This window comes from Novosphingobium oxfordense, from assembly GCF_044029435.1.
Lineage (GTDB): Bacteria > Pseudomonadota > Alphaproteobacteria > Sphingomonadales > Sphingomonadaceae > Novosphingobium.
Genome location: NZ_CP147005.1, coordinates 3,744,551 through 3,759,440, shown reverse-complemented (window position 1 = coordinate 3,759,440; position 14,890 = coordinate 3,744,551). Strand labels below are relative to the sequence as shown.

At 65.1% G+C, this 14,890-nt stretch carries 17 protein-coding genes; 8 read left to right on the top strand and 9 right to left on the bottom strand.

Going from position 1 to position 14,890, the window contains the following annotated elements; all coding sequences use genetic code 11:
- Positions 1-63 precede the first annotated feature (63 nt).
- Complete coding sequence (gene dcd, locus WBP07_RS17790; protein ID WP_395393003.1) at positions 64-618, bottom strand: dCTP deaminase; 555 nt, start codon at positions 616-618, stop codon at positions 64-66.
- A gap of 172 nt (positions 619-790) precedes the next feature.
- Between dcd and WBP07_RS17785 the strand changes: the two genes are divergently transcribed.
- The 3 genes from WBP07_RS17785 (at position 791) to wecC (ending at position 3,998) form a co-directional block, all read left to right on the top strand.
- Complete coding sequence (locus WBP07_RS17785; protein WP_395393002.1) at positions 791-1,267, top strand: hypothetical protein; 477 nt, start codon at positions 791-793, stop codon at positions 1,265-1,267.
- Between the two features lie 43 nt (positions 1,268-1,310).
- Positions 1,311-2,441: a non-hydrolyzing UDP-N-acetylglucosamine 2-epimerase gene (gene wecB / locus WBP07_RS17780; protein ID WP_395393000.1), complete on the top strand. Its 1,131-nt coding sequence runs from the start codon at positions 1,311-1,313 to the stop codon at positions 2,439-2,441.
- A gap of 252 nt (positions 2,442-2,693) precedes the next feature.
- On the top strand, positions 2,694-3,998 hold the full coding sequence (gene wecC, locus WBP07_RS17775; RefSeq protein ID WP_395392999.1) for a UDP-N-acetyl-D-mannosamine dehydrogenase: 1,305 nt from the start codon (positions 2,694-2,696) through the stop codon (positions 3,996-3,998).
- A 205-nt stretch (positions 3,999-4,203) separates the two neighbouring features.
- Here wecC and WBP07_RS17770 read toward each other — a convergent pair whose 3' ends face one another.
- The 7 genes from WBP07_RS17770 to WBP07_RS17740 all read right to left on the bottom strand — a co-directional run bounded on the left by WBP07_RS17770 (position 4,204) and on the right by WBP07_RS17740 (position 9,294).
- Complete coding sequence (locus WBP07_RS17770; protein ID WP_395392997.1) at positions 4,204-4,836, bottom strand: MarC family protein; 633 nt, start codon at positions 4,834-4,836, stop codon at positions 4,204-4,206.
- Between the two features lie 5 nt (positions 4,837-4,841).
- Entirely contained in the window at positions 4,842-5,546 is a 705-nt protein-coding gene (locus tag WBP07_RS17765) for a hypothetical protein (protein WP_395392995.1), read from the bottom strand.
- Complete coding sequence (gene folD, locus WBP07_RS17760) at positions 5,543-6,439, bottom strand: bifunctional methylenetetrahydrofolate dehydrogenase/methenyltetrahydrofolate cyclohydrolase FolD (RefSeq protein WP_395392994.1); 897 nt, start codon at positions 6,437-6,439, stop codon at positions 5,543-5,545. The genes WBP07_RS17765 and folD overlap by 4 nt, the downstream gene beginning before the upstream one ends.
- Entirely contained in the window at positions 6,439-6,732 is a 294-nt protein-coding gene (locus WBP07_RS17755) for a YggT family protein (RefSeq protein WP_395392993.1), read from the bottom strand. The genes folD and WBP07_RS17755 overlap by 1 nt, the downstream gene beginning before the upstream one ends.
- 189 nt (positions 6,733-6,921) lie before the next feature.
- Positions 6,922-7,479 (bottom strand): hypothetical protein, encoded by a 558-nt coding sequence (locus WBP07_RS17750; protein ID WP_395392992.1) that lies wholly within the window; start codon positions 7,477-7,479, stop codon positions 6,922-6,924.
- 51 nt (positions 7,480-7,530) lie between these two features.
- On the bottom strand, positions 7,531-8,430 hold the full coding sequence (gene argB / locus WBP07_RS17745; RefSeq protein WP_395392990.1) for an acetylglutamate kinase: 900 nt from the start codon (positions 8,428-8,430) through the stop codon (positions 7,531-7,533).
- 186 nt (positions 8,431-8,616) lie between these two features.
- Entirely contained in the window at positions 8,617-9,294 is a 678-nt protein-coding gene (locus WBP07_RS17740) for a queuosine precursor transporter (protein ID WP_395392989.1), read from the bottom strand.
- Between the two features lie 102 nt (positions 9,295-9,396).
- Here WBP07_RS17740 and WBP07_RS17735 point away from each other — a divergent pair, with 102 nt between their 5' ends.
- Positions 9,397-10,734: a NupC/NupG family nucleoside CNT transporter gene (locus WBP07_RS17735; RefSeq protein ID WP_395392987.1), complete on the top strand. Its 1,338-nt coding sequence runs from the start codon at positions 9,397-9,399 to the stop codon at positions 10,732-10,734.
- A 169-nt stretch (positions 10,735-10,903) separates the two neighbouring features.
- Here WBP07_RS17735 and WBP07_RS17730 read toward each other — a convergent pair whose 3' ends face one another.
- On the bottom strand, positions 10,904-12,364 hold the full coding sequence (locus tag WBP07_RS17730) for a carboxylesterase/lipase family protein (protein WP_395392985.1): 1,461 nt from the start codon (positions 12,362-12,364) through the stop codon (positions 10,904-10,906).
- 246 nt (positions 12,365-12,610) lie between these two features.
- Here WBP07_RS17730 and WBP07_RS17725 point away from each other — a divergent pair, with 246 nt between their 5' ends.
- The 4 genes from WBP07_RS17725 (at position 12,611) to WBP07_RS17710 (ending at position 14,712) form a co-directional block, all read left to right on the top strand.
- Entirely contained in the window at positions 12,611-12,973 is a 363-nt protein-coding gene (locus WBP07_RS17725) for a DUF4870 family protein (RefSeq protein WP_395392984.1), read from the top strand.
- Between the two features lie 40 nt (positions 12,974-13,013).
- Positions 13,014-13,604 carry a hypothetical protein gene (locus WBP07_RS17720; RefSeq protein WP_395395830.1) on the top strand — a complete coding sequence of 197 codons (591 nt, stop codon included), beginning with the start codon at positions 13,014-13,016 and terminating at the stop codon, positions 13,602-13,604.
- A 142-nt stretch (positions 13,605-13,746) separates the two neighbouring features.
- Positions 13,747-14,097, top strand: a complete 351-nt coding sequence (locus tag WBP07_RS17715; protein ID WP_395392983.1) for a PilZ domain-containing protein — start codon at positions 13,747-13,749, stop codon at positions 14,095-14,097.
- Between the two features lie 183 nt (positions 14,098-14,280).
- Entirely contained in the window at positions 14,281-14,712 is a 432-nt protein-coding gene (locus tag WBP07_RS17710) for a thermonuclease family protein (protein ID WP_395392982.1), read from the top strand.
- Positions 14,713-14,890 lie beyond the last annotated feature (178 nt).

The window sequence follows — 14,890 nt, the reverse complement described above, 5'->3', positions numbered from 1 at the left end:
ACCGCACACGCGCGAATCGGGGATTTGCAAGTGCAAGGGCTTAGCCCTCGGACGCCCTCAGTCTCAAAGCTTCGGCAGCGTCACACCCAGCTGCCCCATGTACTTGCCCGCGCGGTCCGCATAGCTGGTCTCGCAAGGCTCGTTGCCCTTGAGGAACAGGAACTGGCACGCGCCTTCATTGGCGTAGATCTTGGCCGGCAGCGGCGTGGTGTTGGAAAATTCCAGCGTCACATGCCCTTCCCAGCCCGGCTCCAGCGGGGTGACGTTCACGATGATGCCGCAGCGCGCATAGGTGCTCTTGCCCAGGCAGATCACCAGCACGTCGCGCGGCACCCGGAAGTATTCGACGGTGCGGGCCAAAGCGAAAGAGTTGGGCGGGATCACGCAGACGTCCGTCTCGCGGTCCACGAAGGAATTGCTGTCGAAGTCCTTGGGATCGACCACCGCCGAATCGACGTTGGTGAAGATCTTGAACTCCGGCGCAACGCGCGCGTCATAGCCGTAGGACGAGAGGCCGTAGGATATGCAGCCGTCACGCCGCTGCGCCTCGACGAAAGGCTCGATCATGCCGTGTTCGAGCGCTTGCTCGCGGATCCACTTGTCGCTCAGGATAGACATGCTCCGGTGATTGCCGATGGGGCGGACCGGGGCAAGAGGCCCGCCCCATTTGTCCACACGGGCCGCCCGCCTCTCCGGCATTGAAAGGGCGGGGTCTTGCCACCAATTAATTTCGGCAGCAGCGTGATCGGCTGCAATATCGCACCGCTGCAAGCATTTACGCGAGACTTCGATGATCGTGATCGCCTTGAAACTGCTCACCCTGTTCGCCGTGCTGACCCTGGCCTCCGCACCCCGCAACAGCCTGCGCGGGCGGATGTGGCATAATGGCCTGATGATCCCTCTCGCCCGAAAGCTGGGGAGGATCACGCGCGGGCATGTGCTGCTCACGCTGGGGCTGGCTGCATTCTTCGGTCTTCTATTCTGGTTGATGGGCGGGGAAGGCCTGCACATCTCGTCGATGGCGTTGCCGGAAGTGACTTCCTGGGCGATGACCTTCGAAATTTCGACGCTGATCGATGCCTTGGCGACCGTGGCGATCCTGGCGGCCAGTGTGCGGATCAAGGCCGTTGGCGCGCTGCTTTCGGGCCTTGCAAAGCGGCCCTTGCAGCGCACGCGCCAGCGGATGGCCCGCGCGCGGCGTCGCCCACGCATCCGACCGTCTTCCGCGAACGACGATGACCCCGTCGTACGCCCGCTCGCCGCATGACTGCTTTATCCCAAGCTTAACATTAGGCTGATAGCCCGCCTGCATGACCAAGCCCGCCCGCATCCTCCTCGTCTTCGGCACCCGGCCGGAAGCCATCAAGCTCTTTCCGCTCGTCCATGCGCTGAAGGCCGATCCGCGCTTCGAATGCGTGGTCTGCGTTTCCGCGCAGCATCGCCAGATGCTCGATCAGGTGCTGGAGATCGCCGGAATTGTGCCCGATCACGATCTGGACGTGATGCAACCCGACCAGACGCTGGATGCGCTGACGGCGAATTTGCTGACCGGGCTGGGCAAGGTGATGGACGCGGTGCAGCCCGATCGCGTGATCGTGCAGGGCGACACCGCCACTGCCATGGCCGGCGCACTGGCCGCCTATTACCGCAAGCTGCCGGTCGATCATGTCGAGGCCGGCCTGCGCTCGGGCAATATCCACCATCCCTGGCCCGAGGAAGTAAACCGCAAGATCATCGGCGCCATGGCCAGCCTGCACTTCGCGCCGACCGAAACCTCACAGGCTGCGCTGCTGCACGAGAATGTCGCCCCCGCGCGCGTCCACGTTACCGGCAACACGGTGATCGACGCGCTGCACTGGGTGGTTGCCGAGATCGAACGTCAGCCCGCACTTGCCGCCGGCCTCGCCGATCTGGAAGCGCGTTTCGCCGGCAAGCGGATCATCGGCGTTACCAGCCATCGGCGCGAGAACTTTGGCGAAGGGATGGAGCAGATCGCGAGCGCCATCCGCCAGATCGCCGCCCGCCCGGACGTGGCGGTGATCTTCCCCGTCCACCTCAACCCCAATGTGCGCAAGGTGATGAACGAGCGGCTTTCCGGGTTGGACAACGTCGCCCTGATCGAACCCCTCGACTACCCCCACTTCGCCCGCCTGATCTCCATTGCCGAGATCATGCTGACTGATTCGGGCGGCGTGCAGGAGGAAGCACCCGCGCTGGGCAAGCCGGTGCTGGTGATGCGCGAAACGACCGAACGGCCGGAAGGCGTCATGGCCGGAACCGCGAAACTGGTCGGAACTTCGGCCGATACGATCGTTACCGAATTATCAACCCTGCTGGACGATAGAGTGGCATACGAGTCCATGGCGCGCGCCCATAACCCCTTCGGGGACGGGCATTCCTCGCGCCGAATCGTGGAGTTGCTTGCCAGTGAAATCGGATAAACGAACCTGTCCGGCTCATTGGGATGCTCCGGGACGGAGCCAATTTTGGCCCAGTGCAAGACGCGAGGAGGGAGCAATGCTCGCCCATTGTGACCGACGAGCAACGCAGCAATGGGCCAAAATTGGCCCGCCCCTTCGGGGTTGGCATTGGAAGTTCGCTGGGGGCGTCACGACGCTTGGCCGGGACAGCCAGCCCGCCCGGCGCGCCGCTCCTACCCAGCGAACTTCCAATGCCAATCACGGAGTATCCCAATGAGCCGGACAGGTTCGCCGCCTGACGTTTGCGTCGTCGGCCTCGGCTATATCGGCCTTCCCACCGCCGCAGTGATCGCCCGCGCCGGGTGTAAGGTGCTGGGCCTCGACGTCTCCCAGGCGGTCGTTGATACCATCAACCGGGGCGAGATCCATATCGAGGAAGTCGATCTGGACGGCCTCGTTCAAGGCGTGGTTTCGCGCGGGCTACTCTCGGCCTCGACCGAGATTGCGCCTGCCGATGTTTTCGTGATCGCGGTACCGACGCCGTTCGATAAGGACCATGCGCCGGACATTTCCTACGTCCTTGCTGCCGGGCGCTCGGTCGCGCCGGTACTGAAGGCGGGCGACGTGGTGATTCTGGAATCGACCTCGCCGGTCGGCACCACCGAGCAGCTGCGCGACCTGATCGCCGAACTGCGGCCGGACCTGAAGATCCCCGGCCTCACCCGCGACACTCCGGATGTCTCGATCGCCTATTGCCCCGAGCGTGTGCTGCCCGGCCGCATCCTTGAGGAACTGACCAACAACGATCGCTCGATCGGCGGCATCACCCCGCGCTGCGCGCGCAAGGCGCTGGCGTTCTACAAGCGCTTCGTGCGCGGTGAGTGCGTGACCACCGATGCCCGCTCGGCCGAGATGACCAAGCTGGTCGAGAACGCCTATCGCGACGTCAACATCGCCTTCGCCAACGAACTGTCGATGGTGGCGGACCGCATGGGGCTGGACGTGTGGGAGGTGATCCGCCTTGCCAACCGCCACCCGCGCGTGAACATCCTGACTCCCGGCCCCGGCGTTGGCGGCCACTGCATCGCCGTCGATCCCTGGTTCATCGTACACGGCGCGCCTGAGGATACCCCGCTGATCCGCACCGCGCGCGGCGTCAACGATCACAAGATGCACCACGTGATCGCCAAGGCCGAAGCGCTGGTGGAAGCCAATCCGGAGGCCAAGGTCGCCTGCCTTGGCCTGGCCTTCAAGGCCAATATCGACGATTTCCGCGAGAGCCCGGCCCGCTTCGTCACCAGCCGCCTCGCCCGCAAGTTCGGCAGCCGCATCCATGTGGTGGAGCCCTATGCGGCGCAGCTTCCGATCGAGTTCACCGACACCGGCGCCGTGCAAATCGACATCGACGATGCGCTGGAGACGTGTGAGATCCTGATCGTCCTCGTCGACCATGACGTGTTCCGCGTGGTGCCGCTGGCAGAACGTGCGGACAAGCTGGTCTACGACACGCGCGGCATTTGGCCGGATCAGCCGCGCGTGGTGCGCGAGGAAGCGGCGAAGCTGGCGCTGGCGGGGTAAAGCACTCGCTTATGCCGGCAACGTAAGCCACTCGCTTATTTTGCCCCACGACGCTCCCTAATACACCTCGTCGCCCCCGCGAAGGCGGGGGCCCCGCTTTCTTTTTGCCACGCGCGCGCAGAACAAGCGGGATCCCCGCCTTCGCGGGGATGACGGGGTAGTTTTGGGAGAGGTCGCTCGCCGAACTGGCGGCGGCCCCGGAAACTCAGTGCAGCACGGCCTTCACGCCGTCGATCACATATTGCGCGGCCAAGGCGGCCAGCAACACGCCCAGCAGGCGCGTGATCACCGCTTCGACCTTGTCGCCCAGCACCCGCATCAGCGGCCCGGCAGCGGCAAGCGCCACGAAGCTGATCGCCATCACGGCGGCCATCGCGGCAAGCACCGCCAGCGTCTCTTCCATGCCATGCGCGCGCGAGGTCAACAGCATGATCGTCGCGATCGAGCCCGGGCCCGCCAGCATCGGCATGGCCATCGGGAACACCGAAACGTCATCCACCTCAGGCGTTTCCATGTTGTGGGCGATGATCTTCTCGGCCCGTTCCTCGCGGCGCTGGGTGCGCTTTTCGAAAACCATGTCGATGGCGATCATGAACAGCATGATGCCGCCGGCGATGCGGAAGGCATTGAGTTCGATGTGCAGCGCGCCCAGCAGGCGGGCGCCGAACAGCGCGAAGACGACCAGGATGGCCGTGGCGATCAGGCAGGCGCGGCCCGCCATGGATATCGCCTGCGACCGGTTCGCCTCGGCCGAGAGACCGGCGTAGATCGGCGCGCAGCCGGGCGGGTCGATCACGACGAAGAGCGTGACGAAGGCGCTGAGAAAGAGTTCGTACATTCGCTTTACGGGGCCTTCGGCGCGGCGACGTCGCTGCGCATCACTTCGGTCATGGTGCCGTTCTTCATCAGCGAGACGACCAGCGATCGCGACTGATCCGCCGCGACGCTGTAGCGCCAGGTCAACGTGCCGTCGTCCGATCGGCCTTCGCCGGTCATGCCGGGCGCGCCCTTGGCAGGTTCGGGACGCTGCATATCGCCGCGGGGGCCGCCACCGGCGGGGCAATCCGCCACGGAGGCCGAGAGCATGTCGCTGTCCGGCAGCGGCTGGGCCAGGCTATCGCCCTGATCCAGCACCCAGCGATAGTCGGTCTTCTTCCAGCGCTTCTGCCAGATCGTGGTGAAGTAGCCGACCGAACCGTCCGGCTGCTGCCACGCGCCCTTGGTGACGCCCAGCGTACCGTCACAGCTCATCCAGACTTGCGTGGGCTGCCACTGGACGGAGGCCGGCGGATCCTTACGGCCGCTCAGCCAGGTTTGCGCGCGGACGGGCTGGGGCACGAACATCACCGCGTCTTCGGCAGCGGTCTCGCGAAAGGCGGTCCACTGCCCCTTTTCGCGCGCCATGCGGGCGAAGGCGATCTCCGCCGCAATCAGCGCGCTGGGGTTGGCAGTGCCGACGCCGGGCGCCCGATCCGGCCGCCGCGCCAGCGCCGGTGTCGTCACCAGCGCCAGCATGGCCGCTCCGGCGATCGCCCGGCGCAGGATCAAAGCGCGCTCTCGTCGAAGTCCAGACCGGCGTTGCGGTGGGCGGCGACGATGGTGTTGCGCAGCAGCACGGCGATGGTCATCGGGCCGACGCCGCCGGGAACCGGGGTGATCGCACCGGCAACTTCGGCAGCCGAGGCGAAATCGACGTCGCCGACCAGCCTGGTCTTGCCTTCCTCGGCACCGGGAACGCGGTTGATGCCCACGTCGATCACGGTGGCGCCGGGCTTCAGCCAGTCCCCCTTGACCATTTCCGGGCGGCCGACGGCGGCGACGACGATATCGGCGCGGCGGACGACTTCGGCCAGGTCCTTGGTGCGGCTATGCGCGACGGTGACGGTGCAGCTTTCCGCGATCAGCAGCTGTGCCATCGGCTTGCCGACGATGTTCGAGCGGCCGATCACCACGGCGTCGAGCCCGGAGAGCGAGCCCAGCCTGTCCTTCAGCAGCATCACGCAGCCCAGCGGCGTGCAAGGCACGAAGCCCGGCAGGCCGGTGGCGAGACGCCCGACGTTGACGACGTGGAAGCCGTCCACGTCCTTGTCGGGGTTGATCGTGGCGATCACCTTCTGCTCGTTCATGTGCGACGGCAGCGGCAGCTGGACGAGGATACCGTCCACGGCCGGGTCTTCATTCAGCTGGCGCACCACCGCCAGCAGATCGTCCTCGCTGGTGTCGGCCGGCAGCTTGTGTTCGAAGCTGTTCATGCCGGCGGCCAAGGTCTGCTTGCCCTTGTTGCGCACGTAGACCTGGCTGGCCGGGTCTTCGCCCACCAACACCACGGCAAGGCCGGGCTTGCGGCCCGTGCGCGCCTCGAACCCGACGGCGGCAGTGCCGACGCGGGCGCGCAGGCCTTCGGCAAAGGCCTTGCCGTCGATAATGGCTGCCTGCGTCATCAGTAGTACGCCCTTGCAAGGTTGCCGACGATGATCTGGATGACCTTCAGGCCGATGATCAGCACCATCGGCGAAAAGTCGATCGCGCCGGTGTTCGGCATGATCCGCCGGATCGGCCGCAGCATCGGCTCAAGGATCGCGTTGAGCGCGGTCCAGAGCGCCGAGACGAACTGGTTGTGCGTGTTGACCACGTTGAACGCGATCAGCAGGCCGAGCACGAACTGCACGATCACCACGAAGACGATGATGCTGATCAGGTAATCGATGATCTGGTAGAGGGTGAGGAACAGCAACGCCGGCTCCTTGGATGCGTGGGAATGCGAAGATGCCCGCGAGCTGCGGACTTTCCAGCAAATTTCTGAAGTGCTGATAGCCGAATGGACGGCGCCGGGGCAAGGGCGCGTCCATCGCAGTGCAACAGGGATCGATCAGCGCCGAAATCGGGCCCGAACGCCCGCTTGCTTCGGGCTGCGGGACCGGACTTACTGCGGCAGCGTCGACGTCCGCTCGATCCGCCAGTTGAGCTGTTCTTCGCTGGCCCCCGGCACATCGTTGACGCGGCGCAGGACGATGGTGCCGCGGCGCGAGGGGCGGCCATCGGCAAAATCGATCACCAGCGGCGCCTCGTAATAGAGCGATCCGGCAGCGCCGGCGACATCGCCCTTGCCCACCGCGATCTTCGGCCCGGCATCGCCGCCGAATTCCTTGGCCAGCTTTTCGGGCGTCATCTGCGCGTCGAGACTCCAGGCCCGGGCAGCATCCGCCCAGGCACCCGCACGCAGGGCATTGGTGTAGAAGCGCAGCAGGCGTTCCGGATCGCGGCGTTCGTTCAGCGCAGCGAGATCCAGTTTGGCGATATCGGCAGACACCGCGCCCGTCGCATCTTCACTGGGCGTATCTTCGGTGACGGCAGCGGCCTCACTCGCTTCCATGCTCGCCGCGCCGCTGGGTGCGGCGGCCGGCTCCTTGGAACAGCCCGCGAGCAGCAGCGCGAGGGCCGAAAGGGAGGCGACCGGGGCGAGAAGGAAACTGGTACGCATTGTGTTCGAATGGGCCTTTCTGCCGGAATTTCCCCCCGCTGCAGGATTATTCTAGCCGGCGCGGATCAAGGTGCCGGCGCCTTCCTGCGTGAATATTTCCAGCAACATGGCATGGGAAACACGCCCGTCAAGCACGACGGCCGCCTCGCAACCGGCCTCCACCGCGTGAACGCAGGTTTCCAGCTTGGGGATCATCCCGCCCGAAATCGTGCCGTCTTGCTGAAGGCCCTTGATGTCTGAAGGCTTCAGGTCGGTCAGCAGTTCGCCCTGCTTGTCCAGCACGCCGTGCACGTCGGTCAGCAGGAACAGGCGCGCGGCGCCGAGGGCGGCGGCAATGGCGCCGGCCATCGTGTCCGCATTGATGTTGTAGGTCTGGCCGTCCTCGCCCGGGGCGATCGGCGCGATCACCGGGATCATGCCGGCGGCCGAGATCGTCTCGATCACGCTGATGTCGATCTTGGCCGGCTCACCCACGAAGCCCAAGTCGACTACGCGTTCGATGTTGCTGTCCGGGTCCTTGGCGGTGCGCTGGACCTTGGACGCGGTGACGAGGCCGCCGTCCTTGCCGGAAATGCCCATGGCCTTGCCGCCGGCTTCGCTGATCCAGCCGACGATTTCCTTGTTGATCACGCCGGAGAGCACCATTTCGGCGACTTTCGCGGTTTCCTTGTCGGTAACGCGAAGCCCGTCCACGAAGCGCGATTCGACGCCCATGGTCTTCAGCATGGCACCGATCTGCGGGCCGCCGCCGTGGACGACCACGGGGTTGATGCCCACTGCCTTCAGCAGCACCACATCCTCGGCAAAGTCGCGCGCCAGTTCGGGATCGCCCATGGCATGGCCGCCGTACTTTACGACGAACGTGCGACCGGCATACCGCTGCATGTAGGGCAGCGCATCGACGAGCGTCTCGGCCTTCGAGAGCATGGCGGGATCGTGAGGATTCGGCATGGGCGCGCTTTAGACCCCTTGCTCAGAAATAAAACATGCTTTTTCGCGAGTGCGCCTTCGACATCCGTCGAAGGCTTGCGGCACCAGCCCGCTCCCCCACCCGACCTCCCAGATTCTACCCGGTAGGGGAGATCGGGTGGGGGAGTGGGCTGGTGTCGCCAAAATCCGCCTTTGGCGGATTTTCAATCAAACTCCGTCCAGCTTGCGGCCCAGCTTCACGAACAGCCAGATGAACGGCGGCACCATGATCGTGGAGAGCAGCAGCTTGGAAATGATCTGCCCTTCCATGATCGACCACAGCGGCAGCACGCCCGCGAACGAGATCGTGATGAAGATCAGGGTATCGACCACTTGTGACAGCAGGCTGGCAATCCACGCGCGCAACATCAGCATCGCGCCTTCGCGGCCGGCGGCGAGGCGGGAGAACACCATGACGTTCAGCGTCTGCGATACGCCGTAGGAAACCAGCCCCGCGAACTGCATGCGCGCGCCTTGCCCCAGCAGGCGGGCATAGGCCTCCTGGTCCTGCCAGAACGGAGCCGGCGGAACGACGTGGATCACCAGCGTCAGCAAGCTCATCGACACGATCAGCGGGATGAAACCGAAGCGGATCAGACGGTTGGCGACGGCGGTGCCGTGCAGTTCCGCCACCGCGCTGGACAGCACCACCAGCAGCAGGAACGCGAAGATGCCCGATTCCACCGCCAGGTCGCCCACCACCGGCCAGTGGCCCAGAGAGGCGATCTTGATGCCCAGCACACCGGCCAGCACCACCAACCCGCCATAGAGAGTGGAGAAGACGAACATCGAACGGGGAATGAGAATCGCGCGGGACTGCGCGCTTGCCGGGGCTTGCGGTTCCATGACGATGCTCTAACGGGCTTGGCACAATTGCACTAGCCGCCACGAATGCGCGCCTTTAGGTTTGCGCACAGATTCAGCATGTTTTTTGGAGACCCGGGGACGATGCACGTCGCCTACAGCCTGCTTGGCATCGTTCTCATCATGGCCTTCGCCTTTCTTCTTTCCACCAACCGCCGGGCAATCCGCCTGCGCGTGGTGGGTGCGGCGTTCGCGCTTCAGGCCGGTCTGGCCGCGCTGGTGCTCTACGTTCCGTTCGGCAAGGACCTGCTGGGCGGCGCCGCGGCGGGCGTGGAAAGCCTGCTGGGCTATGCCCATGCCGGCGTGGAATTCCTGTTCGGCCCGCTGGCCAGCCCGGAAATCGGCGGCCACTCCTTCGCGATCTCCGCCCTGCCCGTGATCATCTTCTTCGCATCGCTGATCTCGATCCTCTATTACCTGAAGATCATGCCGCTGGTGGTGCGCTGGATCGGTGGCGGGCTTGAGAAGGTGACCGGGATCAGCAAGGTGGAAAGCCTTTGCGCCGCGTCCAATATCTTCGTGGGGCAGAGCGAGGCTCCGCTGGTGATCCGCCCCTACCTTGCCAACCTCAACCCATCGCAGCTGTTCTGCGTGATGAGCGTGGGCCTGGCGGGCGTGGCCGGCACGATCCTGGCCGCCTATGCCTCGATGGGCATTCGCATCGACTATCTGGTGGCCGCTGCATTCATGTCGGCGCCGGGCGGCATCTTCATGGCGAAGATGATCATGCCCGATCCCAAACCGGTTCCGGTCGATCCTGTCGCTGAAGAGGAAGACGTCCACGAAGGCACGCTGCCGCCCGCCGGGGCCGCCGCCGCGGCGCTGAACCGCGCGGACGTGACGCACCTTCCCGGCGTGCATATCGACGAGCCCGAAGCCGTCGAGCATGACGAGGAAAAGCCCGCCAACATCATCATGGCCGCATCGCAGGGCGCACAGACCGGCGTGAAGCTGGCCGTCGCCGTGGGCGCGATGGTGCTGGCCTTCGTGGCGCTGATCGCGCTGGCCAACGGTCTGGTCGGCTGGGTCGGCAGCCTGTTCGGCTTTACCGGCGTGACCTTCCAGGGCCTGCTCGGCTACGTCTTCGCGCCGGTGTTCTACCTGCTCGCCACGCCGGACTGGCATGAGGCGATGCAGGCGGGCAGCCTGTTCGGCAGCAAGATCGTGCTGAACGAGTTCGTGGCCTTCATCGACCTTGGCAACATGAAGGAACTTTCCGCGCGCACGGTGGCGGTGGTGACGTTCGCGCTGTGCGGGTTTGCCAACTTCTCGTCGATCGCGATCCAGATGGCGGTGACCGGCGGGCTTGCCCCCAACCAGCGCCCGATCATCGCCCGCCTTGGCGTGCGCGCGCTCTGCGCCGGTAGCCTGTCCAACCTGATGAGCGCGGCGCTGGCCGGGCTGTTTCTGGGGCTGAACTAACGAGGTTGCCGGTCAGGCAGGCACCTTTCCCATCAGTCCCGTCGCCCCCGCGAAGGCGGGACCCCGCTTCCTTTTTGCCATGCGCGCAAGAAAAGCGGGATCCCCGCCTTCGCGGGGATGACGAGGCTTGGTGTTGCGGCAGGTTCGCGGACTGGCCGAGTGAAGCCCCCTACTTCCCCCGCCCCGGCTCCACATCGCGTCCGGCCCAGGCGGCATAGCGCTCCGCTTCCGGGTTCGCCGCGAAGCTGTCCGCCAGATCGTAGATCCGCACCTTGCGCGTCGCCGCCTCATAGCGCGGCCAGATATCGCCCGGATCGCCGTGCCGGACGAAATGCGCCACGTGGGAGCGCATGCGCTGCCCCAGCTCCGCGCGCCGCCCCTTGTCCGGCCCGCCGCGCACCAGTGCCATCTTCAGGCCGGAGAACGGCCAGAACACCGTCAGGTCCAGCCCATGCGCGGCACCGACCAGCGGATGCGTATAGTCGAAGCGGTAGAACCATGTCGGGTTGCCCTGCGCATGACGCTCCGCGAAGTGACGCGTGGGCATCACGAAAGTAAGGTCCGAGCCCAGCGCGATCCGCCCTTTCCGGTTGCGCGGATAAGTCGCCAGGATGCGCGCGGTCTGCTCCGGGCCGAACTGGTCGCGCAGCAGGCCCTTCAGATCGTCCCACTTGGTCGGCAGGATATCCCCCGGCATCAGGTCGAACAGACGCACTTCGTCGCGCGTGGCGCCCGCCAGCAGCGGTACCGGCGCGGTCGGAGTGGCAACCGCCTCGTCGAACGAAGCCGGCAGCACGTCCCCGTCGTACCACGGGGCGGCGGGGATCGCGTTCTTCAGCTGTTTGCCCACGGCGGCCTGCGCGCCGATCAACTCGGCAATGTCCATGGTCTTTAGCCGCTGCAGGCTGGACTGGTCCAGCTTCAGCGCCTCCGCATAGCGCCGCGCATCGCGGATGGATCGTTCGCGATCGTGGATCAGGCTTACCGCGCCGGACTGCATCACCGCCCCGTGAAACAGGCCGCGCGCACGGGGAGAGAGCATCAGCAGCGAGACCGACATCGATCCGGCGGACTGGCCGCAGATCGTCACCTTGCCCGGATCGCCGCCGAAGTCCGCGATATTGTCGCGCACCCATTCCAGTGCGGCGATCTGGTCGCGCAACCCGATGTTGGACGGAATCGCCGGAATACCCAGCGCATCAGTGAAGTTGACGAAGCCCAGCACGCCGATGCGGTAGTTGATGGTGACGACGATGATGTCACCCTCCCGCGCCAACCGCGACGCGTCGTAGGCGTTCGATCCGCCCGCCAGGAACGCGCCGCCGTGGATCCAGACCAGGACCGGCTTCGGCCCGATCGACCCGCCTTCTGGACGGAACACGTTGAGGTAGAGGCAATCCTCCCCATAAGTCTCGCTCTCCAGCACGTCGCGGCGGACCTTGCCGCCGAACTGCTGGGGGCACTGCTTGGCGAAGCGGTCCGCCGCGCGGGTGCCCTGCCACGGCGCGACCGGCCCCGGCGCCTCGAACCGGGCGGCACGGGCGTAAGGCACGCCCAGGAAGCGCGTGATCCCCGCCTCCGCCACGCCCGCCAGCGTGCCATTGCGCGTTTCGATCACAATCTCGGTCACGGTGTCTCTCCCCTCACCCGCCTGCCTGCTGCGAACCAGCCGCCCCCGCGACGTAACAGTTTGCAATGACAGTGGTAATCACGCCTTGCGACAAGACCAGAGGGTAAATTCGACAATCTGCACTCATCGCCCGCCAGCGACCTGCAAGTATTGGCACCACGACGAGAATTTCCCTTTTTGAAACAATACTTGCACCAAAGGTGCATTGAAGGCAGCATCGACCCTCAGGCCATCATGGAGGCTACCATGGACGACCTCGATCGCAGCAGCACCGGCTCCGGTTTCGAATTCAATCATCCGACGATCATTTGCCTGCTCTATCTGGCCTCGTGCGTGACGGGGGTCACGGCGATCGTCGGTATCGTGCTCGCCTATGTCTGGCGGGGGGAGGCGACGGCGGATTGGGAAGCCTCGCACTACCAATATCTGATCAACACCTTCTGGATCGGCCTGATCGGATCGATCATCGGCGGTTTGCTGCTGATCGTGGTGATCGGCATCCTGGTGCTGGCAGCGGTGGGCGTGCTGGTCATCGTACGCTGCGTGATGAGCCTGCTCAACGCGCAGAAGCATCAGCCCATGCCCAATCCCGGCAGCTGGACGGTCTGAAAGTCCTGGCCATGCAACCGGGGTTCCCGGGGCGTTGAGCGTGGGCCACGCGGCCGCGACCAGCGACATTTTCCTGCACGTTCGCGTGCTGGTGGGCCTTGTCCTCGGCCTGGCGCTTACCCGCGTGCTTTCGGGGATATCGGGCATCGTCCAGCATCCCCGGCGGCGCCCGCTCTATCTGCCGCACCTTGCCTGGGTGGCAGTGGTGCTGGTGATGACCATCCACTTCTGGTGGTGGGAATTCGGGCTGGAGCGCGTGGCCACCTGGCGCTTCGAACTGTTCGCCTTCGTGCTGGGCTACGCCTTCCTGCACTATCTGCTGGCCAGCCTGCTGTTTCCCGAATGGATGGACGATTATGCGGGGTACGAGGATTACTTCCTATCACGCCGGGGCTGGTTCTTTGGCCTGCTGGTTGCCGTATGCGTGGCCGACTGGATCGACTCCTCGATCAAGGGGCCTGCCTATCTTGAGGCGCTTGGCCCCGAATATCCGATTCGGCTGATCGTCTGCGGCCTGCTGTTCATAGTTGCCGCATGGATTTCGAATCGCCGTTTCCACATCGCGCTGCCGCTGATCTTCCTTGCCTACCTGTTGAGCTGGATCGGGCGAATCTACGACATTCTGGGATGAGAGTTTTTCAACGCTGTTGGTGCAAGATCGTCTATAAGGTAACCAGTTGGTAATCATGAGAGCGCAGGCTTGTTACTGTTCGGAATTCTGGCGCGCCCAGAACTCTGCTCAGTAAGCGAAAGACCGGGGGCCATCGGTGAGGATGTTGAGATACAGCGCGCATCAGCGCTATGCCGTGCGCCGAAAGGCCTCGATCTATCGGGAAGGCCGTCGCATCGGCAGCGGCCTGCTTGTCGAACTGTCGCAGGAAGGATGTCGGATCGGCTGCCTTTCGGCCGCGGGGCAGAGCAATATCCTCACGCTGGACAATGACGACCTGGTCATTCTCAAGGTCGAAGGCACCGCCCCGATCGAGGCGCGCGTGCGCTGGACCGGCGGCGGCACGCTGGGCATGAAGCTGACGAGCCCGCTGCACCGCGCGGAACTCGATCTGCTGATACGCACCTGCCGCGGTGAATTTGACGAGCCGGAACTGCGCGAATACGGGACCTGAAGCCGTCCTTCTTTCCGACAATTCCGACAGGTTTTCATGCGCTTCCGCCGTCGTTCGAATATCATTCCCATTGCCGGCGCCCGCGATCCTCAGCCTCCGTTCGTCCGCGCACGACCGCGACGGCGCTGGCCGCGCCTCCCCCCCATCTGGATCCTCGCCTCGTTGGGGATTGCCGCAGCCCTGGTGCTGTGGCCCAGGCTGCAATCGGGTCCTTCCTCCCCTGGACGCTCGGACACCCCGGTCGCCTCGGCGCAGGACCATGAGGCCGGGCACTTCGCGCACTGCAGCGGCCGCGCGCGCCGCACCTGCATCGTCGATGGCGACACCTTCTGGTATAAGGGCAAGAAAATCCGCATCGCGGACATCAACACGCCCGAAACCAGCGAGCCCGACTGTGCGGCGGAAGCCCAACTGGGTGCCCGCGCCACCGCGCGGATGACCGAGTTGCTGAATGAAGGCCCTTTCTCGCTGGAACCCTGGACCGACGGACGCGATGCCGACCGCTATGGCCGCAAGCTGCGCGTCGTCACGCGCGGCGGGCAGAGCCTGGGCGAAGTGCTGGTGGCCGAAGGGCTCGCCGAACGCTGGGTAGGATACCGCCGCAACTGGTGCTGAGGCTGCACGGCCTTCGCATCCGTACTGAGGGCCCGATGCCGCCTGATGCGGCTTGATGCGGTCTGGCGCGGCTTGACACTCGACACCCTATGTTCGTGATCCCCGCGAAGGCGGGGATCCCGCTTGTTCTTCGCGGCAAGGAAAAAGGAAGCAGGGCCCTCGCCTTCGCGGGGGCGAC

What these genes read in the sequence shown, in the direction of transcription:
- dcd (WP_395393003.1), bottom strand. Translation starts at nt 618, where the DNA reads ATGTCTATCCTGAGCGACAAGTGGATCCGCGAGCAAGCGCTCGAACAC.
- WBP07_RS17785 (WP_395393002.1), top strand. Translation starts at nt 791, where the DNA reads ATGATCGTGATCGCCTTGAAACTGCTCACCCTGTTCGCCGTGCTGACC.
- wecB (WP_395393000.1), top strand. Translation starts at nt 1,311, where the DNA reads ATGACCAAGCCCGCCCGCATCCTCCTCGTCTTCGGCACCCGGCCGGAA.
- wecC (WP_395392999.1), top strand. Translation starts at nt 2,694, where the DNA reads ATGAGCCGGACAGGTTCGCCGCCTGACGTTTGCGTCGTCGGCCTCGGC.
- WBP07_RS17770 (WP_395392997.1), bottom strand. Translation starts at nt 4,836, where the DNA reads ATGTACGAACTCTTTCTCAGCGCCTTCGTCACGCTCTTCGTCGTGATC.
- folD (WP_395392994.1), bottom strand. Translation starts at nt 6,439, where the DNA reads ATGACGCAGGCAGCCATTATCGACGGCAAGGCCTTTGCCGAAGGCCTG.
- WBP07_RS17750 (WP_395392992.1), bottom strand. Translation starts at nt 7,479, where the DNA reads ATGCGTACCAGTTTCCTTCTCGCCCCGGTCGCCTCCCTTTCGGCCCTC.
- argB (WP_395392990.1), bottom strand. Translation starts at nt 8,430, where the DNA reads ATGCCGAATCCTCACGATCCCGCCATGCTCTCGAAGGCCGAGACGCTC.
- WBP07_RS17740 (WP_395392989.1), bottom strand. Translation starts at nt 9,294, where the DNA reads ATGGAACCGCAAGCCCCGGCAAGCGCGCAGTCCCGCGCGATTCTCATT.
- WBP07_RS17735 (WP_395392987.1), top strand. Translation starts at nt 9,397, where the DNA reads ATGCACGTCGCCTACAGCCTGCTTGGCATCGTTCTCATCATGGCCTTC.
- WBP07_RS17725 (WP_395392984.1), top strand. Translation starts at nt 12,611, where the DNA reads ATGGACGACCTCGATCGCAGCAGCACCGGCTCCGGTTTCGAATTCAAT.
- WBP07_RS17715 (WP_395392983.1), top strand. Translation starts at nt 13,747, where the DNA reads ATGTTGAGATACAGCGCGCATCAGCGCTATGCCGTGCGCCGAAAGGCC.